Origin of the sequence: Streptomyces sp. NPDC088554 (assembly GCF_044752945.1) — a bacterium.
In the GTDB taxonomy this organism is placed as follows: domain Bacteria; phylum Actinomycetota; class Actinomycetes; order Streptomycetales; family Streptomycetaceae; genus Streptomyces.
In genome coordinates, this window is sequence record NZ_JBIVMF010000008.1 from 154,725 (window position 1) to 178,786 (window position 24,062).

Annotated in this window: 28 protein-coding genes and 1 pseudogene; 21 read left to right on the forward strand and 8 right to left on the reverse strand. The window is 70.2% G+C overall.

Going from position 1 to position 24,062, the window contains the following annotated elements; all coding sequences use genetic code 11:
* Positions 1-128 precede the first annotated feature (128 nt).
* The 11 genes from ACIP8W_RS12195 (at position 129) to ACIP8W_RS12245 (ending at position 10,064) form a co-directional block, all read left to right on the forward strand.
* Positions 129-878, forward strand: coding sequence for a helix-turn-helix transcriptional regulator (locus tag ACIP8W_RS12195; protein WP_401948973.1), 750 nt, complete (start codon positions 129-131; stop codon positions 876-878).
* On the forward strand, positions 875-2,296 hold the full coding sequence (gene sufB / locus ACIP8W_RS12200) for a Fe-S cluster assembly protein SufB (RefSeq protein WP_401948975.1): 1,422 nt from the start codon (positions 875-877) through the stop codon (positions 2,294-2,296). Before ACIP8W_RS12195 ends, sufB begins: the two co-directional genes overlap by 4 nt.
* Positions 2,297-2,411: 115 nt before the next feature.
* Positions 2,412-3,590: a Fe-S cluster assembly protein SufD gene (gene sufD, locus ACIP8W_RS12205; protein WP_401948978.1), complete on the forward strand. Its 1,179-nt coding sequence runs from the start codon at positions 2,412-2,414 to the stop codon at positions 3,588-3,590.
* The gene (locus ACIP8W_RS12210) at positions 3,590-3,907 is read left to right on the forward strand and encodes a non-heme iron oxygenase ferredoxin subunit (protein WP_401948981.1); all 318 of its coding nucleotides are present in this window, start codon (positions 3,590-3,592) and stop codon (positions 3,905-3,907) included. The genes sufD and ACIP8W_RS12210 overlap by 1 nt, the downstream gene beginning before the upstream one ends.
* 7 nt (positions 3,908-3,914) lie before the next feature.
* On the forward strand, positions 3,915-4,679 hold the full coding sequence (gene sufC / locus ACIP8W_RS12215) for a Fe-S cluster assembly ATPase SufC (protein ID WP_401948983.1): 765 nt from the start codon (positions 3,915-3,917) through the stop codon (positions 4,677-4,679).
* Positions 4,676-5,932, forward strand: coding sequence for a cysteine desulfurase (locus ACIP8W_RS12220; protein WP_401948986.1), 1,257 nt, complete (start codon positions 4,676-4,678; stop codon positions 5,930-5,932). Before sufC ends, ACIP8W_RS12220 begins: the two co-directional genes overlap by 4 nt.
* 19 nt (positions 5,933-5,951) lie before the next feature.
* A complete protein-coding gene (sufU, locus tag ACIP8W_RS12225) occupies positions 5,952-6,416 on the forward strand; it encodes a Fe-S cluster assembly sulfur transfer protein SufU (protein ID WP_401948988.1) in 465 nt (154 codons plus the stop codon).
* Positions 6,413-6,751, forward strand: coding sequence for a metal-sulfur cluster assembly factor (locus ACIP8W_RS12230; protein WP_401948991.1), 339 nt, complete (start codon positions 6,413-6,415; stop codon positions 6,749-6,751). Before sufU ends, ACIP8W_RS12230 begins: the two co-directional genes overlap by 4 nt.
* Positions 6,752-6,902: 151 nt before the next feature.
* Positions 6,903-7,502, forward strand: coding sequence for an ATP-binding cassette domain-containing protein (locus ACIP8W_RS12235; protein ID WP_402202906.1), 600 nt, complete (start codon positions 6,903-6,905; stop codon positions 7,500-7,502).
* Between the two features lie 19 nt (positions 7,503-7,521).
* Complete coding sequence (locus tag ACIP8W_RS12240) at positions 7,522-9,099, forward strand: DUF6297 family protein (protein WP_402202852.1); 1,578 nt, start codon at positions 7,522-7,524, stop codon at positions 9,097-9,099.
* A 347-nt stretch (positions 9,100-9,446) separates the two neighbouring features.
* On the forward strand, positions 9,447-10,064 hold the full coding sequence (locus ACIP8W_RS12245; protein WP_401949003.1) for a dihydrofolate reductase family protein: 618 nt from the start codon (positions 9,447-9,449) through the stop codon (positions 10,062-10,064).
* Between the two features lie 12 nt (positions 10,065-10,076).
* Here the strand turns inward: ACIP8W_RS12245 and ACIP8W_RS12250 are convergent, their stop codons facing one another.
* The 3 genes from ACIP8W_RS12250 to ACIP8W_RS12260 all read right to left on the reverse strand — a co-directional run bounded on the left by ACIP8W_RS12250 (position 10,077) and on the right by ACIP8W_RS12260 (position 11,767).
* Positions 10,077-10,979, reverse strand: coding sequence for an NADP-dependent oxidoreductase (locus ACIP8W_RS12250; RefSeq protein ID WP_401949005.1), 903 nt, complete (start codon positions 10,977-10,979; stop codon positions 10,077-10,079).
* Positions 10,980-11,143: 164 nt separating this feature from the next.
* Positions 11,144-11,293 carry a hypothetical protein gene (locus tag ACIP8W_RS12255; protein ID WP_402202854.1) on the reverse strand — a complete coding sequence of 50 codons (150 nt, stop codon included), beginning with the start codon at positions 11,291-11,293 and terminating at the stop codon, positions 11,144-11,146.
* Positions 11,294-11,425: 132 nt separating this feature from the next.
* The gene (locus tag ACIP8W_RS12260) at positions 11,426-11,767 is read right to left on the reverse strand and encodes a hypothetical protein (RefSeq protein WP_401949010.1); all 342 of its coding nucleotides are present in this window, start codon (positions 11,765-11,767) and stop codon (positions 11,426-11,428) included.
* 144 nt (positions 11,768-11,911) lie between these two features.
* Between ACIP8W_RS12260 and ACIP8W_RS12265 the strand changes: the two genes are divergently transcribed.
* The 3 genes from ACIP8W_RS12265 to ACIP8W_RS12275 are packed head-to-tail and all read left to right on the forward strand — an operon-like array spanning position 11,912 to position 13,331.
* The gene (locus ACIP8W_RS12265; RefSeq protein WP_401949013.1) at positions 11,912-12,793 is read left to right on the forward strand and encodes a helix-turn-helix domain-containing protein; all 882 of its coding nucleotides are present in this window, start codon (positions 11,912-11,914) and stop codon (positions 12,791-12,793) included.
* On the forward strand, positions 12,790-12,981 hold the full coding sequence (locus ACIP8W_RS12270; RefSeq protein WP_401949015.1) for a DUF397 domain-containing protein: 192 nt from the start codon (positions 12,790-12,792) through the stop codon (positions 12,979-12,981). Before ACIP8W_RS12265 ends, ACIP8W_RS12270 begins: the two co-directional genes overlap by 4 nt.
* A gap of 5 nt (positions 12,982-12,986) precedes the next feature.
* Complete coding sequence (locus ACIP8W_RS12275; RefSeq protein WP_402202857.1) at positions 12,987-13,331, forward strand: DUF397 domain-containing protein; 345 nt, start codon at positions 12,987-12,989, stop codon at positions 13,329-13,331.
* Between the two features lie 154 nt (positions 13,332-13,485).
* Here ACIP8W_RS12275 and ACIP8W_RS12280 read toward each other — a convergent pair whose 3' ends face one another.
* Together ACIP8W_RS12280 and ACIP8W_RS12285 are read right to left on the reverse strand one after the other, a co-directional pair.
* Positions 13,486-13,782: a hypothetical protein gene (locus ACIP8W_RS12280; RefSeq protein WP_401949020.1), complete on the reverse strand. Its 297-nt coding sequence runs from the start codon at positions 13,780-13,782 to the stop codon at positions 13,486-13,488.
* Between the two features lie 557 nt (positions 13,783-14,339).
* A complete protein-coding gene (locus tag ACIP8W_RS12285) occupies positions 14,340-15,536 on the reverse strand; it encodes a hypothetical protein (protein ID WP_401949023.1) in 1,197 nt (398 codons plus the stop codon).
* A gap of 155 nt (positions 15,537-15,691) precedes the next feature.
* On the opposite strand from ACIP8W_RS12285, the gene ACIP8W_RS12290 reads away from it, so the two are divergent.
* Entirely contained in the window at positions 15,692-15,922 is a 231-nt protein-coding gene (locus ACIP8W_RS12290; RefSeq protein ID WP_401949026.1) for a hypothetical protein, read from the forward strand.
* A gap of 57 nt (positions 15,923-15,979) precedes the next feature.
* Positions 15,980-16,978 carry a 2,3,4,5-tetrahydropyridine-2,6-dicarboxylate N-succinyltransferase gene (gene dapD, locus ACIP8W_RS12295; RefSeq protein ID WP_402202859.1) on the forward strand — a complete coding sequence of 333 codons (999 nt, stop codon included), beginning with the start codon at positions 15,980-15,982 and terminating at the stop codon, positions 16,976-16,978.
* 25 nt (positions 16,979-17,003) lie between these two features.
* Here the strand turns inward: dapD and ACIP8W_RS12300 are convergent.
* Positions 17,004-17,213, reverse strand: a pseudogene (locus ACIP8W_RS12300) (hypothetical protein); the annotation flags it as partial.
* A 232-nt stretch (positions 17,214-17,445) separates the two neighbouring features.
* Here ACIP8W_RS12300 and ACIP8W_RS12305 point away from each other — a divergent pair.
* From ACIP8W_RS12305 to ACIP8W_RS12325, 5 genes are all read left to right on the forward strand, one after another.
* Positions 17,446-17,913 (forward strand): hypothetical protein, encoded by a 468-nt coding sequence (locus ACIP8W_RS12305; protein WP_401949032.1) that lies wholly within the window; start codon positions 17,446-17,448, stop codon positions 17,911-17,913.
* Between the two features lie 55 nt (positions 17,914-17,968).
* Entirely contained in the window at positions 17,969-18,145 is a 177-nt protein-coding gene (locus ACIP8W_RS12310) for a hypothetical protein (RefSeq protein ID WP_401949034.1), read from the forward strand.
* Between the two features lie 60 nt (positions 18,146-18,205).
* Positions 18,206-18,811 (forward strand): SMI1/KNR4 family protein, encoded by a 606-nt coding sequence (locus ACIP8W_RS12315; RefSeq protein ID WP_401949036.1) that lies wholly within the window; start codon positions 18,206-18,208, stop codon positions 18,809-18,811.
* 748 nt (positions 18,812-19,559) lie between these two features.
* Positions 19,560-21,071, forward strand: a complete 1,512-nt coding sequence (locus ACIP8W_RS12320) for a hypothetical protein (RefSeq protein ID WP_402149220.1) — start codon at positions 19,560-19,562, stop codon at positions 21,069-21,071.
* 318 nt (positions 21,072-21,389) lie between these two features.
* Entirely contained in the window at positions 21,390-21,617 is a 228-nt protein-coding gene (locus tag ACIP8W_RS12325) for a hypothetical protein (protein ID WP_114626100.1), read from the forward strand.
* Between the two features lie 157 nt (positions 21,618-21,774).
* Here ACIP8W_RS12325 and ACIP8W_RS12330 read toward each other — a convergent pair whose 3' ends face one another.
* A complete protein-coding gene (locus tag ACIP8W_RS12330) occupies positions 21,775-22,932 on the reverse strand; it encodes a TerD family protein (protein WP_401949515.1) in 1,158 nt (385 codons plus the stop codon).
* Between the two features lie 90 nt (positions 22,933-23,022).
* Positions 23,023-23,832 (reverse strand): NAD-dependent epimerase/dehydratase family protein, encoded by an 810-nt coding sequence (locus ACIP8W_RS12335; RefSeq protein WP_401949041.1) that lies wholly within the window; start codon positions 23,830-23,832, stop codon positions 23,023-23,025.
* Positions 23,833-24,062 lie beyond the last annotated feature (230 nt).

The following is a 24,062-nucleotide window of genomic DNA, read 5'->3' on the forward strand; positions in this document are numbered from 1 at the left end:
GGGCGGGGAATAATGTGCGGAACGCACGGGGTCGACAGATTTCTTAGGTAACCCTTAGTGACGAAGGGCACCGCCGCCCGGGCCGGGGGCTGTTGTCACTGGCGGAGGAATTACGCAACAATGGCGTTGTGAAATACGTTGGCGAGGCTCCCCATGAGGAACTCGCGACCGGCGAGCACTCCACTCGCAACCGGGTCGCGCGCTCCATCCTGGACCACGGCCCGTCCACCGTCTCCGATCTGGCGGGACGCCTCGGGCTCACCCAGGCGGCGGTCCGCAGGCATCTCGACGCCCTGACCGCCGATTCCGTGGTGGAAGCGCGCGACCAGCGAGTTTACGGCTCGCGCGGGCGCGGCAGACCCGCCAAGGCGTTCGCCCTGACGGACTGCGGCCGGGACGCCTTCGACCAGTCCTACGACCAGCTCGCCGCCGACGCCCTGCGCTGGATCGCCGGTGCGGCCGGCGGCGGGGAGCGGGGCGAGGCGGCCGTCGCGGCCTTCGCCCGAGCCCGGTTCGACCGGTCCGGCGCGTACCGCGCGGCGGTCGAGGCCGCCGAGCCCGACCGGCGTACGGAGGCGCTCGCCAAGGCGCTGAGCGCCGACGGGTACGCTGCTACGGCCCGTAGCGCGCCGAACCAGCAGGGCGAGCAGCTCTGCCAGCACCACTGCCCGGTCGCGCACGTCGCCGAGCAGTTTCCCCAGCTGTGCGAGGCGGAGACGGAATTCTTCTCCGAACTGCTCGGGACCCATGTGCAGCGGCTGGCCACCATCGCCCACGGCGACGGTGTCTGCACGACCTTCATTCCCCGCGCCACCGCACAGCCATCGCAGACCACCCATCACGCATCTGAAAGCACAGCCGGGAGGAACCCCGCATGACGCTCCCCACGGAGACTGCCCATCCCGAACTCGAGGGTCTGGGCACGTACGAATTCGGCTGGGCCGACTCCGACGCCGCGGGCGCCGCGGCCAAGCGCGGTCTCTCCGAGGCTGTCGTCCGCGACATCTCGGCGAAGAAGAACGAGCCGGAGTGGATGCTGAAGCTGCGGCTCAAGGGGCTGCGGCTGTTCGACAAGAAGCCGATGCCGAGCTGGGGCTCGGACCTGTCGGGCATCGACTTCGACAACATCAAGTACTTCGTGCGCTCGACCGAGAAGCAGGCCGCTTCGTGGGAGGAGCTGCCGGAGGACATCAAGAACACGTACGACAAGCTCGGCATCCCCGAGGCGGAGAAGCAGCGCCTGGTCGCCGGTGTCGCCGCGCAGTACGAGTCCGAGGTGGTCTACCACCAGATCCGTGAGGACCTGGAGGAGAAGGGTGTCATCTTCAAGGACACCGACACCGCGCTCAAGGAGAACCCGGAGCTGTTCCAGGAGTACTTCGGCACGGTGATCCCGGTCGGCGACAACAAGTTCGCCTCGCTGAACACGTCCGTCTGGTCGGGCGGCTCGTTCATCTACGTGCCCAAGGGCGTCCACGTCGACATCCCGCTCCAGGCCTACTTCCGTATCAACACGGAGAACATGGGCCAGTTCGAGCGGACGCTGATCATCGTCGACGAGGACGCGTACGTCCACTACGTCGAGGGCTGTACCGCGCCGATCTACTCCTCGGACTCGCTGCACAGCGCCGTCGTGGAGATCATCGTCAAGAAGGGCGGCCGCTGCCGCTACACGACGATCCAGAACTGGTCGAACAACGTCTACAACCTGGTGACCAAGCGCGCCGTGGCCTACGAGGGCGCGACGATGGAGTGGGTCGACGGCAACATCGGCTCCAAGGTCACCATGAAGTACCCGGCGATCTACCTGATGGGCGAGCACGCCAAGGGCGAGACCCTGTCCATCGCCTTCGCGGGCGAGGGCCAGCACCAGGACGCCGGCGCCAAGATGGTCCACATGGCCCCCAACACCTCCTCGAACATCGTCTCCAAGTCGGTGGCGCGAGGCGGCGGCCGTACCTCGTACCGAGGTCTGATCGAGATCGGCGAGGGCGCCGAGGGCTCCAAGTCCAACGTGCTCTGCGACGCGCTGCTGGTCGACACCATCTCGCGCTCGGACACCTACCCGTACGTCGACGTCCGCGAGGACGACGTGTCGATGGGCCACGAGGCGACCGTCTCCAAGGTCTCCGAGGACCAGCTCTTCTATCTGATGAGCCGCGGGATGACCGAGTTCGAGGCCATGGCGATGATCGTGCGCGGCTTCGTCGAGCCGATCGCCAAGGAGCTGCCCATGGAGTACGCGCTGGAGCTGAACCGGCTGATCGAGCTGCAGATGGAAGGCTCCGTCGGCTAGCCGTCGGCCCGTGGTCCCGTGCGAACGTACGGGGCCGTACGGCCCGCACCCGCTGCCGTCACCGGCCGCGACCCCGATTTCTACGCAGAGGCAGAGAGAGAGCACGACGACAGCCATGGCTGAGGCTCAGAATATTCCGGCGGGTTCCACCACCGCCGGATCGATCGCGGTGGCCGCCGAGTCGACCGTCGCCACGCGCATGAGCGCGCACCCGTCCTTCGACGTCGCGGACTTCCCCGTCCCGCACGGCCGCGAGGAGGAGTGGCGGTTCACGCCGCTGGACCGGCTGCGCGGGCTGCACGACGGCACGGCCGCCGCCGTGGACGGCCTCACGGTCGAGGTGAGCGCCCCCGAGGGCGTCACCATCGAGACCGTCGGCCGCGACGACGCGCGCCTCGGCCGGGCCGGCACCCCGGTGGACCGGGTCGCCGCCCAGGCGTACTCCTCCTTCGAGAGGGCCTCGGTCGTCTCGGTGCCCAAGGAGAGCGTCCTCACCGAGCCGATCAGGATCACCGTCCACGGCGAGGGCGGCACCATTTACGCCCACCAGGTCATCGAGCTGGGAGCCTTCGCCGAGGCGGTCGTGGTCATCGACCACACCGGCGACGCGGTGCTCGCCGCCAACGTCGACTACCTCATCGGCGACGGCGCCAAGCTCACCGTCGTCTCCGTCCAGGACTGGGACGACAAGGCCGTCCACGTCGCCCAGCACAACGCGCTGGTCGGCCGCGACGCCTCGTTCAAGTCGGTCGTCGTCACCTTCGGCGGCGATGTCGTACGGCTCCACCCGCGCGTCCAGTACGCGGGCCCCGGCGGCGAGGCCGAGCTGTTCGGCCTCTACTTCACCGACCAGGGCCAGCACCAGGAGCACCGCCTCCTGGTCGACCACAACGCGCCGCACTGTACGTCGAACGCCCTGTACAAGGGCGCGCTCCAGGGCGCCGACGCCCACGCCGTCTGGATCGGTGACGTCGTCATCCGCGTCCAGGCCGAGGGCACCGACACGTACGAGATGAACCGCAACCTGGTCCTCACGGACGGCGCGCGGGTCGACTCCGTACCGAACCTGGAGATCGAGACCGGTGAGATCGCCGGGGCCGGACACGCCTCCGCGACCGGCCGCTTCGACGACGAGCAGCTCTTCTACCTGATGGCCCGCGGCATCCCGGAGACCGAGGCCCGCCGCCTCGTCGTCCGGGGCTTCTTCGCCGAACTGGTCCAGCAGATCGGACTGCCCGACGTCGAGGAGCGCCTGCTGGCCAAGATCGAGACGGAGCTGGAGGCGTCAGTCTGATGACCTTCGTCCGCGCCTGTGGATTCGGCGAGCTGGAGGAGGACACCCCCAAGCGGGTGGAACTCGACGGCACGCCGGTCTCCGTCGTCCGCACCGGGGGCGAGGTGTTCGCGATCAACGACATCTGCTCGCACGCGAACGTCTCGCTCTCCGAGGGTGAGGTCGAGGACTGCATGATCGAATGCTGGCTGCACGGCTCCAGCTTCGACCTGCGCACCGGCAAGCCGTCCGGTCTGCCCGCGACGCGCCCCGTCCCCGTATACCCCGTAAAGATCCAAGGGGACGATGTGCTCGTCTCCGTCACCCAGGAGTCCTGAGTCACCCATGGCAACGCTTGAAATCCACGACCTGCATGTCACCGTCGAGGCGGACAACGCCACGAAGGAAATCCTCAAGGGCGTCGACCTGACCGTCAAGCAGGGCGAGACGCACGCCATCATGGGCCCCAACGGCTCCGGCAAGTCGACCCTCGCGTACTCCCTCGCGGGCCACCCGAAGTACACGATCACCGGTGGCACCGTGACGCTGGACGGCGAGGACGTCCTGGAGATGACCGTCGACGAGCGTGCCCGCGCCGGCCTCTTCCTCGCGATGCAGTACCCCGTCGAGATCCCCGGCGTCTCCGTCTCCAACTTCCTGCGCACCTCCGCCACCGCCGTCCGCGGCGAGGCCCCCAAGCTGCGTACCTGGGTGAAGGAGGTCCGGGAGACCATGGAGCGCCTCTCCATGGACCCCGCCTTCGCCGAGCGCAACGTCAACGAGGGCTTCTCCGGCGGCGAGAAGAAGCGCCACGAGATCCTCCAGCTCGAACTGCTCAAGCCGAAGATCGCGATCCTCGACGAGACCGACTCCGGCCTCGACGTGGACGCGCTGCGGGTCGTCTCCGAGGGCGTCAACCGCGTCCGCGAGAGCGGCGAGGTCGGCACCCTGCTGATCACGCACTACACGCGGATCCTCCGCTACATCAAGCCCGACTTCGTGCATGTCTTCGCCCAGGGCCGCATCGCCGAGTCCGGCGGCGCCGAGCTGGCCGACAAGCTGGAGAACGAGGGCTACGAGTCGTACGTGAAGGGTGGCGTAACCGCGTGACACAGCTGCCGGGCCTTCTCGACACTGAGACGATCCGCAAGGACTTCCCCTTGCTGGACCGTACGGTCCACGACGGGAAGAAGATCGTTTACCTGGACAACGCGGCGACCTCGCAGAAGCCGCGCCAGGTGCTCGACTCCCTCAACGAGTACTACGAGCGGCACAACGCCAACGTCCACCGTGGCGTGCACGTACTCGCCGAGGAGGCCACGGCGCTGTACGAGGGCGCCCGGGACAAGGTCGCCGCCTTCATCAACGCACCCAGCCGCGACGAGGTGATATTCACCAAGAACGCCTCCGAGTCGCTCAACCTCGTGGCCAACATGCTCGGCTGGGCCGACGAGCCCTACCGGGTCGACCACGAGACCGAGATCGTCATCACGGAGATGGAGCACCACTCCAACATCGTGCCGTGGCAGCTGCTCTCGCAGCGCACCGGCGCGAAACTGAAGTGGTTCGGCCTCACCGACGACGGCCGCCTCGACCTGTCCCACATCAACGAGATCATCACCGCGAAGACGAAGATCGTCTCCTTCGTCCTGGTCTCCAACATCCTGGGCACGGTCAACCCGGTCGAGGCGATCGTCCGCCGCGCCCAGGAGGTCGGCGCGCTCGTCCTGATCGACGCCTCGCAGGCGGCCCCGCACATGGTGGTCGACGTGCAGGCGCTCCAGGCCGACTTCGTGGCCTTCACCGGCCACAAGATGTGCGGTCCCACCGGCATCGGCGTCCTCTGGGGCCGTCAGGAGCTGCTGGAGGACCTGCCGCCGTTCCTGGGCGGTGGCGAGATGATCGAGACCGTGTCGATGCACTCGTCGACGTACGCGCCCGCGCCGCACAAGTTCGAGGCAGGTACGCCCCCGATCGCCCAGGCGGTCGGCCTCGGCGCGGCCGTGGACTACCTCACCGCGATCGGCATGGACAAGATCGCCGCGCATGAGCACGCGATCACCGAGTACGCGGTCAAGCGGCTGCTCGAAGTCCCCGACCTGCGGATCATCGGTCCGGCCACGGCCGAGGACCGGGGCGCCGCGATCTCCTTCACGCTCGGCGACATCCACCCGCACGACGTGGGCCAGGTCCTCGACGAGCAGGGCATCGCCGTCCGGGTCGGCCACCACTGCGCGCGGCCGGTCTGCCTGCGGTACGGAATTCCCGCGACCACGCGGGCGTCGTTCTATCTGTACTCCACTCCGGCCGAGGTCGACGCTCTGGTCGAGGGGCTGGAGCACGTCCGTAACTTCTTCGGATGAGGCTGAGGGGCTGACGAGCGTGAAGTTGGATTCCATGTACCAGGACGTCATCCTGGACCACTACAAGCACCCCCACGGGCGCGGTCTGCGGGACGGCGACGCCGAGGTGCACCATGTCAACCCCACCTGCGGTGACGAGATCACCCTTCGGGTGCGGTACGAGGGCTCGCGGCTCGCGGACATCTCGTACGAGGGCCAGGGCTGCTCGATCAGTCAGGCCAGCGCCTCCGTGCTGAACGACCTCCTGGTCGGCAAGGAGCTGGCCGAGGCGCGGAAGATCCAGGGCACCTTCCTGGAGCTGATGCAGTCCAGGGGCCGGCTGGAGCCGGACGACGCGATGGAGGAGGTGCTGGAGGACGCGATCGCGTTCGCCGGCGTCTCGAAGTACCCCGCCCGCGTCAAGTGCGCCCTGCTGTCCTGGATGGCCTGGAAGGACGCCACGGCCCAGGCCCTGGGCGACGACACTCTGAAGGAGACGGCATGAGCGAGAACGACACCGTGACGATGAAGCCGGCCTCCGAGGAGGAGGTCCGCGAGGCGCTGTACGACGTCGTCGACCCCGAGCTGGGCATCGACGTGGTCAACCTCGGGCTGATCTACGGCATCCACATCGACGACGCCAATATCGCCACCCTGGACATGACCCTGACGTCGGCGGCCTGTCCGCTGACCGATGTGATCGAGGACCAGGCCAGGTCGGCGACGGACGGCCTCGTCAGCGAACTCAAGATCAACTGGGTCTGGATGCCCCCGTGGGGCCCCGACAAGATCACCGACGACGGCCGCGAGCAGCTGCGCGCGCTGGGCTTCAACGTCTGATCCCGCGATCCCGGACTTCCATCGGCCCCACGACCCGTGACCGGGTGGTGGGGCTTTTGGCTGCCCTCCTCGGCTGACGCCTAGGATGTCGGCCATGGGGGCCTTACTGCGATTGACGGATATTCGGCACGGGTAGGGGGACCGGGTCGTCCTGGACGGAGTCACCCTCGCCGTCGGGGCGGGCGAGTGCGCCGTGTTGACCGGGGAGAACGGCTCGGGGAAGTCCACGCTGCTGCGGCTCGCCGCCGGGCGGGAGACCCCATGGACCGGAACGGTCACCTTCCGGGACAGGACCGTGTCCGAGGACGACCCGGCCATGCGGGCGGCGATCGCCGCCGTACTGGACAGTGGGGTGGGCTATCCGGACCTCGGCGTCCGGGAACATCTGATGCTGGTCGCGCTCGCGCACGGCCTCGGCGGATCGGCGGCCGCAGCCGTCGACGAGGTGCTGGCCGAACACCGCCTCGACGGGCGGGCCGAGGCGCGTCCGCATCAGCTCTCCTCCGGACAGGCCCAACTCCTGTCACTGGCACAGGCGTTCATCCGCCCCTGCGAACTGCTCATCCTGGACGAACCGGAGCAGCGGATCGACAAGGACGGCCGGAAGCGGCTCGCCGAGCGGCTGAACGCCGTGAAGGCGGACGGTGTCGCCGTGCTGCTCGCCACCCACGACAGGACGTTGGCGGATGCCGTGGCCGACACGGTGTTCGCCGTCTCCGACGAGGGCCGAACGGCCATCGCCGGTGGGTGACCGGCGGGTCCGCCGACCGGTGGCGGTCACGGACCGGGACACGCTCGCCGACCGCACCGCCTCGGTGCTGGCCTGGCTCCGTGTCGTACAGGCTCCCGGGCGCGACAAGCAGCGTCGGAGCCTCGCCTACACGCTGTACTGCACGGCTCTGCTCTTCGCTATCTGGGGTGTTCCGCTGCTGCTGGCGGCGGCACGGGCCGGGGTCGACGGCCGGTTCGACGGCCCGGTGGCCGAGCGCCTGCTGTCCGCACTGCCTGTCCTGGTCCCCGCCGTGCTGGCCAGTGCCGTACTGCTGCCGGCCCTGCGCGGCCGATGGCAGGGGCCGGTGTCGCTGGACCGGGCGGCCCTGACCTGGCCGGCGGCCCAGCCGATTCTGCGGCGGGCGCTGCTGCTGCCCCGGTTCACCGCGTCGGCCGTGGTCGCCTCGGCGATCGGGGCGGCGGTGGGCGCGGTCCTCGGCTTCCTGCTGTACACCCTGAGCGCGGGCGGCGGGTGGCCCCTGACCGGTGCCGGGGCGGCGGCCGGCGCGGTGTCCGCGCTCGCCGGTACGAGCCTGGCGGTCCTGGTCCAGCGGTACGGCGACACGGTGCTCGCCCGGCGGCCCTGGATCCTGCGGGCGGCACGGGCGGCACGGGCGGCCGTTGCCGTGCTGTGGTCGGCGGCGGGCGTCTCGCTGGTGTACGGCCCGTGGTACCCGCAGGCCATCGTGCTGGTCCTGGGGGCGGCGGGGGCGGTCGCGGCGGTGCTGGGGACGGCGGTCGCCGTACGGTACGGAGTCCGTGCCGTCCCGGATGTCCCGGCGCGGGTGCTGCGGGCACAGGCCGGTACGGCCCTGCGGATCCGGGCGTCGCTCTACGCGCTGGACCCGAGGCAGGCGCGCGCGGCGGTCCGGGCCACCCGCAGCCGTACGTCCCGGGGCGTTCCCCGGCTGCCGTTCCCCCGCAGGCCGGGGCTGGTCGTACCGTGGCGGGACGCGACCGCGCTGCTCCGGGCCCCCGGGCGGCTGGTGTGGGCGCTGGTCTGGGCGGCGGTGGCCGTGGCGCTGCTGGCCCTGTCCCCGTCCCCGGACGGGGCGCCCGTCGCGGTCACCCTGATGGCGCTGCCCGCCGCCTATCTGGCCGCCGCGCAACTGGCCGAGTCCGCCCGGGTGGAGACCGACGACCCCCGGAGGGCCGCACAACTTCCCTGGACCCCGGGACAGTTGGCGCGCAGACACGCCCTGGTGCCTGCCGTGTCGCTCACGGTGCTGTTCGGCTGCGGCGGGGCGGTGGCCTTCTGCGCCGGACGCTGGTCCGACGGCCTGCTGCTGCTCCCGGCCCTGGTGCCCGCGCTGGTCGGAGCCGCGCTGGTGAATGCGTACCGGGGCACCGTACCGGCGGAGTTGCTCATCGGCTCTATGACCCCGCTGGGCGACACCGGCCCGCTCGGCGCCCTGCTGTGGCAGGTACGTGGGCCACTGGTGGCGCTGGTCTGCCTGGCCCTGGTGGACGGCCCGGCCCGGGGCGCGGCTCCGGACCCGCTGGGCCTGCTGTGGCCGCTGGTGGTGGGGGCCGGGATGTTGTGGTGGGCCGGGGCGACCGCGCGGGGGAAAACGTAACGCCCGCCGCCGGTCCTGTCGCGCGGTGAGGTGTCGCGCCGGCTCAATCGGCCCGGACCCCCCTGCGCGGGTCGACCGGTGTGAGGACGCCGAGCCGGTCCTCGATCGCCTCGGCCGCGTCGGCACGGGTACGGGGATCGGGCCGTCGGGGGCGGGCACGGTCACGTTTCCGGGGGCGGACCGTCTCCGTGGATGAACGTCAGCCGTTTGCCACGAGAGGTGCCGGCGCGGTTTCTTCCGCGAGGTGATCTCGTGAGGTGACTCGGCCCAGGAGCCCCGCGAGCCGCGATGAGTCCTGCGGCGTCCGGCGGTCGTCGGCCGAACCCCGTTACCGAGGAGGACTTCTGATGCGTAGCGTGACCTATTCGATGGGCGTCTCCCTTGACGGCTACATCGTCGGTCCGGACGGCGGCTTCGACTGGACGGGGCCCGACGGGGAGGTCTTTCGCTTCGTCACCGACGAGATCCGGGAGATCGGCGTCCATCTGCTGGGACGACGGTTGTACGAGACGATGCTGTACTGGGAGACCGCCGACCAGGACCCCTCGCTCGACGCCCCGATGCGTGAGTGGGCCGCGATCTGGAAGCCGCTCCCCAAAGTGGTGTTCTCCACCACGCTGTCGGCGGTGCGGGGCAATGCCCGCCTGGTCTCCGGCGGCTTGGCGGAGGAGATCGAGCGGTTGCGGGCCGAGCCGGGGGAGGGCGACATCGCGATCGGCGGCGCGACTCTCGCCGCCGAGGCCGCCGCGCTGGGTCTGATCGACGAGTACCGGGTCAGGGTCTACCCGGTGCTGGTCGGCGGCGGCATCCCGTTCTTTTCCCGGCGCGAGCGCCGGGTGGATCTCGAACTCGTCGAGACCCACGCCTTCGGTTCGGGAATCGTCTACCTCCGCTACCGCGTCGCGCGCCGGACGAGTCGTCCCGCATCCGATGGCACACCCGGAAATGCGGGGGTGGCGCGGTAAATCGCCGCCGTATCAGCCGACCAGCAGTACGAGTTTCCCTCGCACGTGACCGTCCTCGCCGACGCGGTGTGCCTCCGCGATCTCGGCGAGCGGGAAGGTCCGCACGTCGGGGAGCGCGAAGTGCCCGGCCTCGATCAACTCGCCGATCCCGGTGAGCGCATGGATCGCGCGTCCGTCGTCCCCGCGGCTGAATCTCACCCCGTGCTCCTGCGCGCCGCTGACGTCGGCGACCGTCAGGACGTGCTCCGGTCCGTCGGTGAGCCCGATGAGCTGGGGCAGCACGCCGCTCCCGGCGACATCGAGCGCCAGGTCGACGCCGTCGGGCGCGAGCGCGCGAACCCGCTCGACCATGCCTTCGCCGTACGCGACGGGCTCGGCCCCCAGCGCACGCAGGTAGTCGAGGTTTGCCGGACCGGCGGTGCCGATCACGCGCGCGCCGCGTGCCACCGCGAACTGAACCGCGGCGCTGCCGACGCTTCCGGAGGCGCCGTTGATGAGCACCGTGCTGCCGCTTGCGACACCGAGCTGGTCGATCGCGCGCATGGCCGTCTCAACGGCGGCCGGCAGCGCGGCAGCACCGGCGAAGTCGAGCGACGGTGGGATCGGTGCGTAGAAGGACAGCACCGCCAGCTCGGCCTGTGCCGCTCCATCAAGGCAGAAGCCGAACACGCGATCACCGACGGCCACATCCGAGGCGCCCTCGCCCACCTCGTCGACGACGCCCGCCGCCTCGTAACCCAGGGTCTGCGGGAGCTCCTCATCCATCAGGCCCCTGCGCTTCTTCCAGTCACTCGCGTTGAGGCCGGCCGCGCGCACCGCGATCCGGACCTGGCCGGGACCCGGATGCGGGTCGGGAAGTTCCACGATCCGGAGGACCTCAGGGCCCCCGAACTCGCTGAAGCGGGCGGCTTTCAACCGTGGCTCCGATCTTCACCCGATACTGTCGCGCCTGTCGCGCGCCCGGCAGCGGACACTGTTCGACACTGTTCCGTCGGTTTCGAAGCACCGTACGTCACGGAGGGGCTGATGGGGCTTGTGGTGGTGCCGGGTCGCGGCGGCCATCGTCAGGACGCGTTGGGCTACGCGGGCCGCGACGCCTTCATCCGTCCCGCCCCCGTGCTGTTCGAGGTCCAGCGCACCGACCGTCTGGCAACCGTACGCGGGCCCGTACCGCACCACTGGTCGCCGAGGGCGCGGGCCGCGAGCGCGGCGGAAGCCGTGATCGCCAACGATCCGGTGGTGTCTGTCTGCCGGTCGACGGCTCGGTCTCTCCTGCTGGGGCCGACCTGGCGGGCCGGCCCCCCCGCACCCGCGCAGATCCAGAGCGGCGGCTACACGAAGGACGTGGACGCGCGGCTCCGCTACGGCCACACCAGCCGCGGTACGACCCCCGCTCCGCCCCGGTACGCCCGCAGCGCCCGGTCCGGCGAGACGGTACGCATCCGGTGGTGCCCCTCGACGCTGATCACCTCGGCGTGATCCTCGAACGCCATGCCCCAGGCGGCGACCCGGCCGTCGACGCGGACGCCGTACTCCTGGACGACGGCGAAGAGACGGGGCGCGGTGTCGGTGACCATCGCGTGGAGGAAGGTGGCGAACTCCTCGCGGCCGTAGAGGGGTTGCGTGCCGGTGGGGAGGGGGGTGAGAGGGGTGAGGAGGGTGGGGGCGGGGATGGGCTGGGTCCAGGTGTTGATGTTCTCCATGGTGTTGCCTCCGTGTCGTTGGAGTGGGCCGCGACGTTGGGCCTGTGAGCAGAATGCCGGACAGATTCGACCTGAGGCAATATTCCTCGCGTAATCAACCCGAACGAGTTGTATGTGGGTGACTTGGGCGACATACTGCCCCACATGGCATGGAAGAGGATCCCGACTCCGCAGTCGGTCTACCGACGTCAACTCGCCCTCCGCCTACGTGAGCTGCGGGATGAATCGGGGCTCACGTTGAACGAGGTAGCCGCCCGTATAGAGGTACATCAGGGGTCGTTGAGCCGCCTGGAGAACGGGGATCGCGGCACGACGCCCGTCATGGTGAACGCCATGCTCGACGTTTACGGCGTCGATGACTCGGCTGTACGGGACGACATCCTCGACCTTGTTCGGGCGGACCGGGCGCGGAGCAAGCCCTGGTGGAAGAAGTATTCGGCGGTGCTCAGCCCCACCCGATACGACGGCTACCTGACTCTGGAAGCCAGTGCGCTGTCGCTGTGCAGCTACCAACCGTTGCTGGTGCCGGGGCTGTTGCAGACACCTGCTTACGCCGAGGCGGTCATCTCCGGCATGGGGCTGGGCCTGACGCCGAGGCAGGTCACATCCCTCGTTGACGTGCGCGTGCGACGGCAGGAGGAGCGCCTCGGAGGCGAGAACCCAGTAAAACTTTGGGCGATCATCGAGGAAACGGCCTTGCTGCGTCAGGTGGGCTCCCCGGAGATAATGCGCGACCAGCTCAAGCGGCTGCTCGACATCGAGGAAACGCCGCACATCACGGTGCAGTTGGTGCCGCTCACAGTCGGCGCCCATCCCGGTCTTTATGGCCCGTTCGTGGTCATGAGCTTCCCTGAGCCCGCTTCGGACCTGGTGTGGCTGGAGAACCCGCAGAACTCCATCTACCTTGAGAATCCGGAAGATGTGGACGCGTACGGAGACTCCTTCGATCACCTGCGCGCACTGGCTCTCGGACCGCCCGAGACCCGGACCCGCATCGAGCAGATGATCAAGGAGCTACCCAAGTGACCGAACTGGATCTCGCCCAGGCTCAGTGGCAGAAGAGTTCGTACAGCGGGGCCGCTAACGACTGCGTCGAGCTTGCGGTGTTGGGTGACCGTGTTGCCGTACGTGATTCCAAGTGCCCCGAGCGGCCCGCGCTCGTCCTGAGCCGCGCCGACGTACGGGCATTCATCGCTGCTATCCGGGAAAGGTGACGGCCGTGAGCGGTCTCGCAGGGGCTCGGTGGCGTAAGAGCAGTTACAGCGGTGGTGCTAACGACTGTGTTGAACTTGCGGTATTGGACAGCCAGGTGGCTTTCCGTGACTCCAAGCGTCCTGAGCTGTCACCGCTGGTGGTTGGTCGTTCCGACGCGCAGACGTTCATCGCTGGCGTCGGGGCTCGGTGGCGTAAGAGCAGTTACAGCGGCGGAGCTAACAACTGTGTTGAACTTGCGGTGGTCGGTACTCGGATCGCGATCCGTGATTCCAAGTGCCCGGAGCAACCCGTGCTCGTCCTGAGTCGTGCCCGCGTGCGGGCGTTCATCACGGGTATCCGGGAGCGGTGACGGCCGTGGGCGGCCTTGCCGGGGCCTCGGTGGTCTGACCGGGCTGCGGGCAGGAGTCGACGGGGGAGCGCGGGCCGGCTACGCGCCGGCCGGCGCTTCCACGAGTGGATCTCCTGTGTCCGTGAGGACGGCCTCCTGCCCGCCCCGGAGGGGGTCAGCCGCGCTTGGCCCCGCATTCCACCCTCGCGCGCCACAGGAAATCGGCGCTGGTGTCCGAGTGGTTCACGACGATGGAGCTGAGAACGACGCCGTCGGCCCTGCGGCAGGCGGCCTCGAAGGCGGCTCGGTCCTGTGACGCGTACTTGATGTCCTCGTGTCCGGAGCCGTTGTAGTACCAAATGGAGCGATCGGCGTGTGCGGTACCGGAGAACGCCACGGCGGCTGTTGCCGCGAGCGTGGCTCCCGCCGCCATTCTGCGAACCAAACGCTTCGTCGACATCTTGATGGCCATAGGTCTCTCCATGTTCATGCAGGGGGGTGCCGTTTCTCGCCGGGGTGAACGCGAGAGCTGTCGGCGTGGAGGCGTCACAGGGACCCCGTACACATCCCTCGACAAGGTCATGAAACAGGACGAACGAAGGCCGCCAACGCGCACTGCTTGAGACTTCACCAAATATTCTCGCGCGCTCGACCAATTCGTTACGGAATCCGCCCGCCCGGCCGGAGGGTTCCCAGTCGTGGCGCTTTGTGAGGCGAAGATCCGGAAAGCAGTGCTGTAAATTACCCTACCGTCCGGTAGGAATTCGGCGCCTTCTCCGTCGAGGCCGTTCGCATGCGAAAGGCGCGTTATGGGGAGCCGTTTCCGGCCGGTCCGGTCGAAGTCCGCCCTATTGCCGAGTGGGGGCGGCAACAGGCTTACCAGTTCAGCAGAACACAGTCACAGGCCGCCCGCTATGCGGTGGGGACGGGGCAGGGATGCGACGGGCAGGGGGCCTGCGCCCCCGGCCCGGTGCTCGCTGGGCGCGCCGCAGCCGAGGGCGGTCCGGTTGTCCGGGGGGTGCGCCCTGGTTACGGTGCGGGCGGAGCGTTCGTGGGGTGGCTCGGGCCTGCCGCCTCGATCAGGGTCGGGGCCAGGTTCTCCTTGCGGATGCGCTGGTCCACGTACAGCAGGCCGAGCACCAGTTGGGGGAAGGTCGCGGTGAGGATCTGGCTGATCAGGCCGGCGAGCAACGCCAGGATCGCGAAGCCGCTCAGGAAGGTGACGAGGTCGCCCGGGGTGAGGTCGCCGGCGGGGTCGAGGGCCGCGGTCTGGCCCGCCGTGACGGCCAGTACGTTGATGACCTGTTCGATGAGCATTCCGGTGACGCCCGCCAGTAGCAGGGCCAGCGCCGACATGCCGAAGACGCGCCACCAGGACCCGCGGACCAGTTGGGCCGAGCGGCGCAGGGCCATGACGGGGCCGTGGGACTCGATCACCGCGGCCGCCGGGGCCAGGCTGTAGCGGGTCCAGAGCCAGATCGACAGCGGTGCGAGGGCCAGCATGGCCAGGGCGCCGGCCAGGACCAGCCAGAGGACGGAGCCGTCGGGGGACGAGTCGAGGGTGAGGACCGAGAGGGTGATCCCGACTGTGGCCACCGTGAGCACGACGAAGGGGGCGAAGGCGATCGCCGTGGTGAGCAGCGTGGTGCAGAGCACCGGCAGGAAGCCCGTTCCGACCCGGCCGATGACCGCGCCGAAGGTCGTCGGACGGCCCAGGACCGCTTCCTGGATCACCGCCGGGCAGGCGGTCTGGACCACCGCCTGGGCGATTACCAGGGCCAGTATGCCGACGCCCCAGACACAGAGGAACGCGATCAGGACCGGACGGAGCACCGGCAAGGACAGGTCCTCTGCGGACAGCATGCTGGTGAAGCTCTGGATCCGGTCGCCCAGGACGGTGTACGCGATGCCCATCGTCGCCGCGACCACCAGGGCGGCAGCCCCGTACGCCACGAGGGTCACCCCGAACAGCGGCTTCCAGTAGCGGCCGATGACGGCGAAGGCGCCGGTGAATATCTCGCCGGTGCGCAGGGGGCCGAGCGGGATGACCCCGGGTTTGGGCGGCGGCGGCACCCAGCCCCAGCCGCCGCCGGGCAGGGCGCCCCAGACGTACGGGCCGTTCGGGCCGGTCTGGCCGGTCGCGTCCCCGGGGCCGGGAGGGCCGTACGTACCGTTCGGGCCGGTCTGGTCGGTTCCGTCCCGACCCTGCCCCGTTTCCTGCGTCACTGCTCTGCCCCTGTCTTCGCTGTCGCGCTCGTTTGTCGCGCTTGGTAGTCATATTCGTTGTTGCGTTCGAATGTCATACCGTATCCGGTCGTTGACACCACCGACGCTGTTCGAACAGGCGCTGGTTGCGTCCGGTGCGGCGGTAGGTTGACCCGATGAGCGCCCCGCCCCTCCCGTCACTCCCGTCCGTTCCGGCCCCCGGGCCCGAGATCACCCACGCCGAGTGCCGGCAGTGCGGCACGCTGATCGCCGGCCTCGACGGCCGGTACAGCTGTGGTGTCTGCGGCTGGGTCAACCACCACTCGGAGGGGCACGGGCCGCTGCCCCGGGCCGAGGACGACATCGACTACCGGGCGGGCGGGGCCGAGGGCAATCGGCTGAGCTGAGGACCGTTCCCCGAGACCGGTTGGCCCGCGCGCCGTCGGGACCGTTAGGTTCTGAGCATGACCGACACGTCTTCCTCCAGCTCTGCCCGCACCACCGGCGCCGTCGCCGCCGGTCTCGCCACCCTCACCGAGGACGGCACCGTCCTCGACACCTGGTTCCCGGCCCCCGTGCTCTCCGACGGCCCCGGACCGGCCGGCACCGAACGGCTGACCGCCGAGCGTGCCGTGGAGCTGCTGGGGGAGGGCGCGGCCAAGGCCATCGGCGCCGACGCGCGCCGTGGGGTCGAGGTCGTCGCCGTCCGTACGGTCATCGCCTCGCTCGACGACAAGCCGCTGGACGCGCATGACGCGTATCTGCGGCTGCACCTGCTCAGTCACCGGCTCGTCCAGCCGCACGGCCAGAACCTGGACGGCCTCTTCGGGCTGCTCACCAACGTCGCCTGGACCTCGCTCGGCCCGGTGGCCGTGGACGCGCTGGAGACCGTACGGCTCAACGCGCGCGCGGAGGGGCTGCACCTCCAGGTGACCTCGGTCGACAAGTTCCCGAGGATGACGGACTACGTCGCGCCCAGGGGCGTCCGGATCGCGGACGCCGACCGGGTGCGCCTCGGCGCGCATCTCGCCGAGGGCACCACCGTGATGCACGAGGGCTTCGTCAACTTCAACGCGGGCACGCTCGGCACCTCCATGGTCGAGGGCCGGATCTCCGCCGGGGTCGTCGTCGGCGACGGCTCCGACATCGGCGGCGGCGCCTCCACCATGGGCACGCTCTCGGGTGGTGGCAAGGAGCGCATCGTCATCGGCGAGCGCTGCCTGATCGGCGCCGAGGCGGGCATCGGGATCGCGCTGGGCGACGAGTGCGTCGTCGAGGCGGGGCTCTACGTCACGGCCGGTACGCGGGTCACGCTGCCGGACGGCCAGATCGTCAAGGCCCGTGAGCTGTCCGGCGCGGGCAACATCCTCTTCCGCCGCAACTCGGTCACCGGCGCGGTCGAGGCCCGCCCGAACAACGCTGTCTGGGGCGGCCTCAACGAGGTCCTCCACAGTCACAACTGACCGCGCGGCAGCTCCTCGTACATCCTCAGCAGCGATACGGGAGGCGTTCTCCTCCATCGCCAGGATCACGCGGCAGCCCCTCGTACACCCTCAGCAGCCCGTCGACCGCCTGCCGGTCGGCGGGCCGCAGTGGTTCACGGACCGGTCCCGCGGGCAGCCCGGCCGCGTTCGGCAGCGCCTTCGTGGTGACCGTGCCGGGCAGGCCGGCCGCCATCATCGCCTCGACCAGCGGCAGGGGCAGCGCGTTGAGGCGTTCTTCTTGGGTCGAGGGTTGAGCAGGCGTGAAATGGCGGGGGGTGGCGGGAGGCCGTCGGGTGACGCGCCCACCTGTGACCCCGGGGCGCCGACGCCGCTGTCCCTGGTGCCGGGCCGGTGGAGGCGGGGTTGTGGGCGTCGACACCTTTTGTGGACAGGATCGGCACCGAATGTTGATCAGCCGTCAGTGCGACATGCGGCAGGATGCTCGCATGATGCGTTTCCCGCGCAGCCGCCCGGGGCCGCCGCTGCTGCCGCGCGCCGTGTTGACGGTTGCCTGCGGGGCCGGGGAGGCGCCCGTCGCCTCCGGGGCGGCCAGCGCTTTCAGGACAACCACCGAGCCCACGCGGTCCGTTGTCCCCACGGCCCCCACCGCCCCCGTCGACCGGGCCGGGACGGCGGCGCGGGCGTGCTTCGCGCGGTCCGCGATCGAGATGATCTATGTGATCCGGGCGGACGGATACGAGGTGGCCCGGCAGCCCGTCGGAGTCGTCGGCGGCGACGGCTTCGGGAGCGTGTACGTCTCGGCGGGCGACGGCGCCCGGATCCGGCTGACGGTGGACAGGGGGGCGCTGACCGGCGAGAACTGCGCCGGGACACCGGTCGACGGGGCGACCGGACGGGTGGACCGCTCGCGGGGACGGCACTGTCCGGTACCGCACCTCCGGAAGTGTCCATGAGTACGCGTGGGCCGAGAGCGGTCGTATCGTACGGCTCAGCGGTGACCGCGACACTGTGGACCGCGACACCCTGCGGCGCGCGGCCGGGCCCGCCCGTCCCGCGAACGACGCGGAACTCGACGCCCTGCTGCCGGAACGGACGGCCCCGGCGACCCCGGTCGAGCGTGGCGATCTGTCTCCGGTGGGCGACGGAGCCCCGGACAACAGAGTGCCCGAGGGCGCCTCGGGGTAGGCGGAGCCGGATTGTCAGTGGGTGCTGGTCCAATATGAGGACATGGGGGCATGGAGAAGCATGAACACGGAACACACCGAGTACACGTACGCCGATCACGGGGTCCGGGGCGGCGAGTTGCGCACGGAGCTGGACGCGCTGCGCGCGGCCTTTCCGGCGGAGAGCTGCCTGCCGCCGCTGGGCTGGGACGCCGTGCGCTCCTTCGAGATCGAGCAGGGGATCGTCCTGCCCGAGCCGTACCGCACACTGGTCGCGGAGATCTGCGACGGCTGTCCGGAGGGGCCCGCGGACGTCGACGGGCTGATACCGCTGGCGGCGCTCCCCGCCGACTGGGGCTGTGACCAGACGCAACGCGTGCTCTCGGAGCCCTTCCCGCTGACCGAGGCATGGGTGTGGGAGGACGACCCCCGGCCGTACGAGGAGATAGAGCCGCTGATCGACGAGGTCTGCAACCACGGAAGCGTGGTGCTGGGCACGGACGGCTGTGGGATGTACTGGCATCTGGTGGTCACGGGTGCCCACCGGGGCCGGATATGGAACATCAGTGATGTGGGCGCGGCGCCGTTCGGGGCGGCGTTCGGTCACCCTACCGAGGGCGAGGGCTTCGCGGGCTGGGTGGCGCACTGGGCGGCCACCCGCAGACCGTGGTTCGACGTCGTGGTGTGACGTCGCTGCGGGACGTCGCGGTGTGACGTCATGGTGTGACGTCGTGGTGTGACATCGGCTTTGGCTGTACGTGCGTACAGGGCCTGTACGCACGCGCAAGCCCTGTGCACGCGTACAGGCCGGTGCGCGTGAACAGGCTGTGTGGCGCGCGCTGTTGACCTCGACCGCGCTTCGGGTTCGACCATGGTGGCTATCGGCGCACCGCGGGGGTGCGCGACGAGAGGTTCCGCCGTGTTCGTACGGCTCGCCGCCCTTCCCGGCCCGGCCCGGTGCGGGCGCCGTCCTGGCCGGCGTCCGGCGCGCCGGGACGCCCCAGCGCCGGCGCTCGGCGGTCGAGGCGATCGGCCGGGCCTGGACGAGCCGGGAGTGGCCGCACGCCGGGCCGGGCGGGGGACGGGATCGATTGGCGGACCGAGGAGTGGGTGTGGGTCCGGGCGTTCCCGGGGGTGCTGAGCAGCACGGTGACGCGGCACACCCCCGCGATCGGCCTCGGCGCCGGATGAGGTCCGGACGCGTGGGCGACCGGCGCGGAGGCAGGGCGGTCACCCGCGAAACGTTACAGCTCCGGACCGGAGGAAGCCTCTACGCGTGTCGAATTCTGGTCAATCTGACGGCCGTTCGATTCATGGGGGCGGGACGACCTGGGGCGAGGCGGTCGCAAGGTCCGTGAGCCGGGTGGGAGGGGGACGGAAACGTCTACGCTGGACGCGGCCTTGCCCTTCGTACCACTCACGAGGAGATCCGTCAGATGCCCGGAGACCGCCCCTTTCTGCCGCCGGTGCGACTGCTCCCGGACGCCGAGCTGGCGCGCGACGCGCTCGCAGCGCCCCTGTTCTCCCGAGCCGTGCGTCTCGCCCGCTGGGCGGGGCCGGAGACCCGGGTGGGGGCCGGCGGGGAGCTGATCGACGAGCAACTCCCGGACGCCGCCGAGGTGCTCGGGCTCGGCGCCGGGGCGAACGGACTGTCGGAGGGTGACGGCGAGGCGTACGCGAGCGAGGCGTGGCGGGTCGCGGTCGACACCGGACTGGTGACGGTCGAGGACCCGGACGAGCAGGCGCACGGCCGCTCGGACGACGGCGCCGAGGGCCGCGTCACTCCGGGCGAGCAGCTCGGGGTGGTCACCTCGGGCGCGCCGCGGGACATCCTGTCGCTCTGGCTGGACGCCCTGGACGTGGTGTTCGCCGACGCGACCGCGCCGGTCCTGGACGATCTGGCGGCGGCCATCGGCGCGGACGGCGAGATCGACTTCGAGTCGCTCGACTGGGACCCGGACGCGGAGGCGGAGTTCCTGGAGGGCGTCCTCGGCAATCTCTATCTGCTCACCGTCACCGACGGGGGCGGCGCCGAGGGCCCCGTACCGCTGCCCGTGCTCGCCGCGTCGATGATCGTGCCCGACGACATGGGCGAGCCCACCGACGACGTGCTCGAACAGGTGTCGGAGGCGATGATGCAGCTGGATGAGCAGTTCAGGCTGCTGGAGCCGATCGGGCTGGTCTCGTACGTACCGGTGGACGAGGCGCTGATGGTGGAGGACGCCTCGGACGGCACCTTTGACGGCGTCCCGGACGCCGGGTCGCTCTCCGTCGACGAGGAGGACGTCACCCGGTACGGCATGGTCCGGCTGACGCCCCTAGGGCTCTACGGGATCAGGGCCAGGATGCTGGAGGCGGGCGTCGACGCGCCCGTCGTGGGCGAGCTGGCGGACAAGGACGCCCACGCGCTGCTGGACGGTGTCGCGCGCTTCCCCGAGCTGTCCGCCCGCGCCGAGACGGAGCGCTGGCTGGCCGGGCGCGCCCCGGCCGAGGCGGCGCGCGATCTGCTGGCCGCCGCCCGGGGCGCCGACACCGGCGCGCCGCTGCGCCGGCTCCACTGTCAGCAGGCGCTCTCCCTGGTCGGCGCGGAGGCCGGGGCGGCGGTTCGGGAGGTGCTGGACGACGCGGAGCTGGGCGGGCTGGCCCGGGTCTGGCTGGCGGAGCTGGGGGCGTCCGACGTACCGCCGCCGCCCGAGTCGATGATCTTCTGGCTGGCGGTCGACACGATCGCCGCGCAGCTCGACGCGGAGGGCGAGCCCGACGAGCTCCAGGAGCTGGTCGAGGGGCTGGTCGGGCAGCACAGCGGCTTCTTCGAGGCGGCCTGGCGGGTGGACCACCCGGCGACGGCGGAGGTGCTGGAGGCGATGGGCCGGCTGCACCGGGACCGTACGGCGTCCAAGGCCGCGCGGAAGGCCGCGTTCAAGGCACGGTCGCGCGCGGGGGGCTGAGGGGCCCCGGGCAAGGGGGGCCGAGGTGGCTTCGGAGCGTGGTAGCGCAGGTGCGGGACGGGGGACGGGTGTGGGACGAGTGAGGAAACGGGGAAAGTTTTTCGCCACACGTTTCATGCTCCGCGCGGTGGCCCGGGGCCCCGCCGCCGACGCCGTCCGTGCTGTTCGCGTCGCTGTTCCCGCTGTTTTTGTCCGGCCTTATGCGGTTTTGATTCGGGCCTTCGGGGGCGGCCGGGGCGTCGCCGGTAGGGGTGATCCGGGGCCTCTTCGGTTGTCGGGCATGGCGCGGTGGGGCTCCTTGGGCGCATACTCAAAGTAATGACAAAGTCAGCCGGATCCCGGCGCCACCTGCCGTCCAGTCCCTTCAACCGCCAGGCCCCGGCCTCACCCCCGCCCGAGCAGTTCGATGTGGGGGACCGTGTCTCCCACGATCAGTTCGGGTTGGGAAGAGTCATCGGAGTCGAGGGCGAACATGCTGTGCTCATCGATTTCTCGGGGCGACAGGGGAGGATCCTGAGCCCCTTCTCCAAACTCACCAAGCTCTGAAGCCAGTCCGGAGCTTGCCGGTCCGGATTCCGCCGGCACCGAGCCTGGAGACGAGCCCCTGGCTCCGCCGCGGATTATTCAGGACCTGCGGCGGCCAGGGGCTTCGTGCTGTCCGGAGCGGTACAGCCGTCCGTCCGTACCCGTGCGACTCTCCGGGTCAGAGCGCCTTGGCCGCGGGCTTCACCATGCCGCGTACCGTACGGGACTTGACGAACTCGCCGAGGGCGGTCATCTCCCACTCTCCGGAGAACTGGCGGATCAGCTTCGCCATCATCACGCCCGTCTGCGCCTCCGTGCTCGTCAGGTCGAAGCGGACCAGCTCCTCGCCGGTCGAGGCGTCCAGCAGCCGGCAGTACGCCTTGGAGACCTCGGTGAACTTCTGCCCGGAGAAGGAGTTGACCGTGAAGACCAGGCCCGACGCCTCGGCGGGGATCCGGCCGAGGTCCACGACGATGACTTCGTCGTCGCCCGCGCCGTCGCCCGTGAGGTTGTCGCCGGAGTGCTTGATCGCTCCGTTGAGGATCGAGAGCTTGCCGAAGTAGCAGCTGTCCAGATGGTCGCGGCGGGGGCCGTAGGCGATCACGGAGGCGTCGAGGTCGATGTCCTTGCCCCGGTACGCGGGCTCCCAGCCGAGGCCCATCTTGACCTGGGAGAGCAGCGGGCGGCCGCCCTTGACCAGGGACACGGTCTGGTTCTTCTGGAGGCTGACCCGGCCCTTGTCCAGGTTGATCTTCCCGCTGCCGGGCGCGGCCACCGGGGCGGCCGGGACCGGAGGCGCGGCGACCGGGGCGGCGACCGGCGCGGCGACCGGGGCCGGGGCGGGCTCCTCGACCGAGACGCCGAAGTCGGTGGCGATCCCGGCCAGCCCGTTGGCGTACCCCTGGCCGACCGCGCGGGCCTTCCACGCTCCGTTGCGCAGATAGATCTCCACGATCACCAGCGCGGTCTCGTCCCCGAGCCGGGGCGGGGCGAAGGTGGCCAGCGTGGCGCCGGTGGCCGCGTCACGGATGGTGGCGGTGGGCTCGACGCCCTGGAAGGTCTGGCCCGCGGCGTCCGGGCTCGCGGTGACGACGATCTTCTCGATGCCGGCGGGCACGGCGGCGGTGTCGACGACGATCGCGTCGGGCGCGGTGCCCCCGCCCGAGCGGTAGCTCACGCCGGGGCCCGACGGCTGGTTGTAGAAGATGAAGTCGTCGTCTGAGCGCACCTTGCCGTCGGCGGTGAGCAGCAGGCCCGATACGTCGAGCCGCACGGGGGCGGCGACGTCCACCGCGACATGGGCGGTGGAGAGGGGGATGTTCGAGCCGGGGGTCATAGCTGTCATGCCGCGTGAACGAACGACCCGGCTTTGCCGTTCCCTTACCCGGCGGATCGCGTCCGTCTTGTGTTGGTATGACCGGACGGGTCAGTGCGCCCAGCGCGGCGGATCGGTGGTGAAGGCGCCGCCCAGGCAAGCGTGGGCCGGGTTCCGGGGGTCCAGCTCGCCCTGTTCCGCGATGAGCTTCTCCGCGTACGGCTCGGAGTCGTCGCGCGGGTCGTACCCGAGTGCCCGCGCGGTCGTCAGGTCCCACCACAGGCGGGTGTTGGCGGAGGAGCCGTAGACGACGCTGTGGCCGACCTCGTCGGCGGTGAGCGCCGCGTGCAGCAGCCGGGCGCAGTCGTCGGGGCTCAGCCAGATGGAGAGCATCCGCACCGAGCTGGGTTCGGCGAAGCAGGAGCCGATCCGTACGGAGACGGTCTCCATGCCGTACTTGTCCCAGTAGAACTGGGCGAGGTCCTCCCCGAAGGACTTGGACAGCCCGTAGAACGTGTCGGGGCGGTGCGGGGTGGTGACCGGGATCAGCGGATCGTCGCCCTGCGGGCGCGGGGTGAAGCCCACCGCGTGGTTGCTGGAGGCGAAGACCGTACGGCGTACGCCTTCCGCGCGGGCGGCCTCGTAGAGGTTGTACGTCCCCTCGATATTGGCCCGGAGGATCTTGTCGAAGGACGCTTCCAGGGAGATCCCCGCGAGATGGATGATCGCGTCGACCCCGCGCACGGCCTCGCGCAGCGCCTCCTTGTCGGCCAGATCGGCCGCGATGGAGCCGGGCGCGTCCTCGATGGGGGTGGCGTCGAAGAGCCGCAGCTCGTAGCCGTACGCGGGCAGCAGGCCGCGCATCAGGGTGCCGAGACCGCCTGCGGCGCCGGTGAGCAGGACGGTGCGGGGTGCGGGCATGAGGGAATCTCCTCGACGGCTCGGGTCTCGACGGCTCGGGTGCGGACGGCTCGGGGTCCGGCGGTCCGGGGGTCGGCGGGTCCGGGTTCCAGCGGTCCCGGCCGGATTCGATGTCCGGGGGCCGGATCTGACGTGTAGGCGTAGACGCGTATATGCGTAGACGAAATTCACATGCGTGGACAAGGTAGGGAGTGCGGCGGACCGCCGTCAAGTGTCACCCGGAGGGGGTG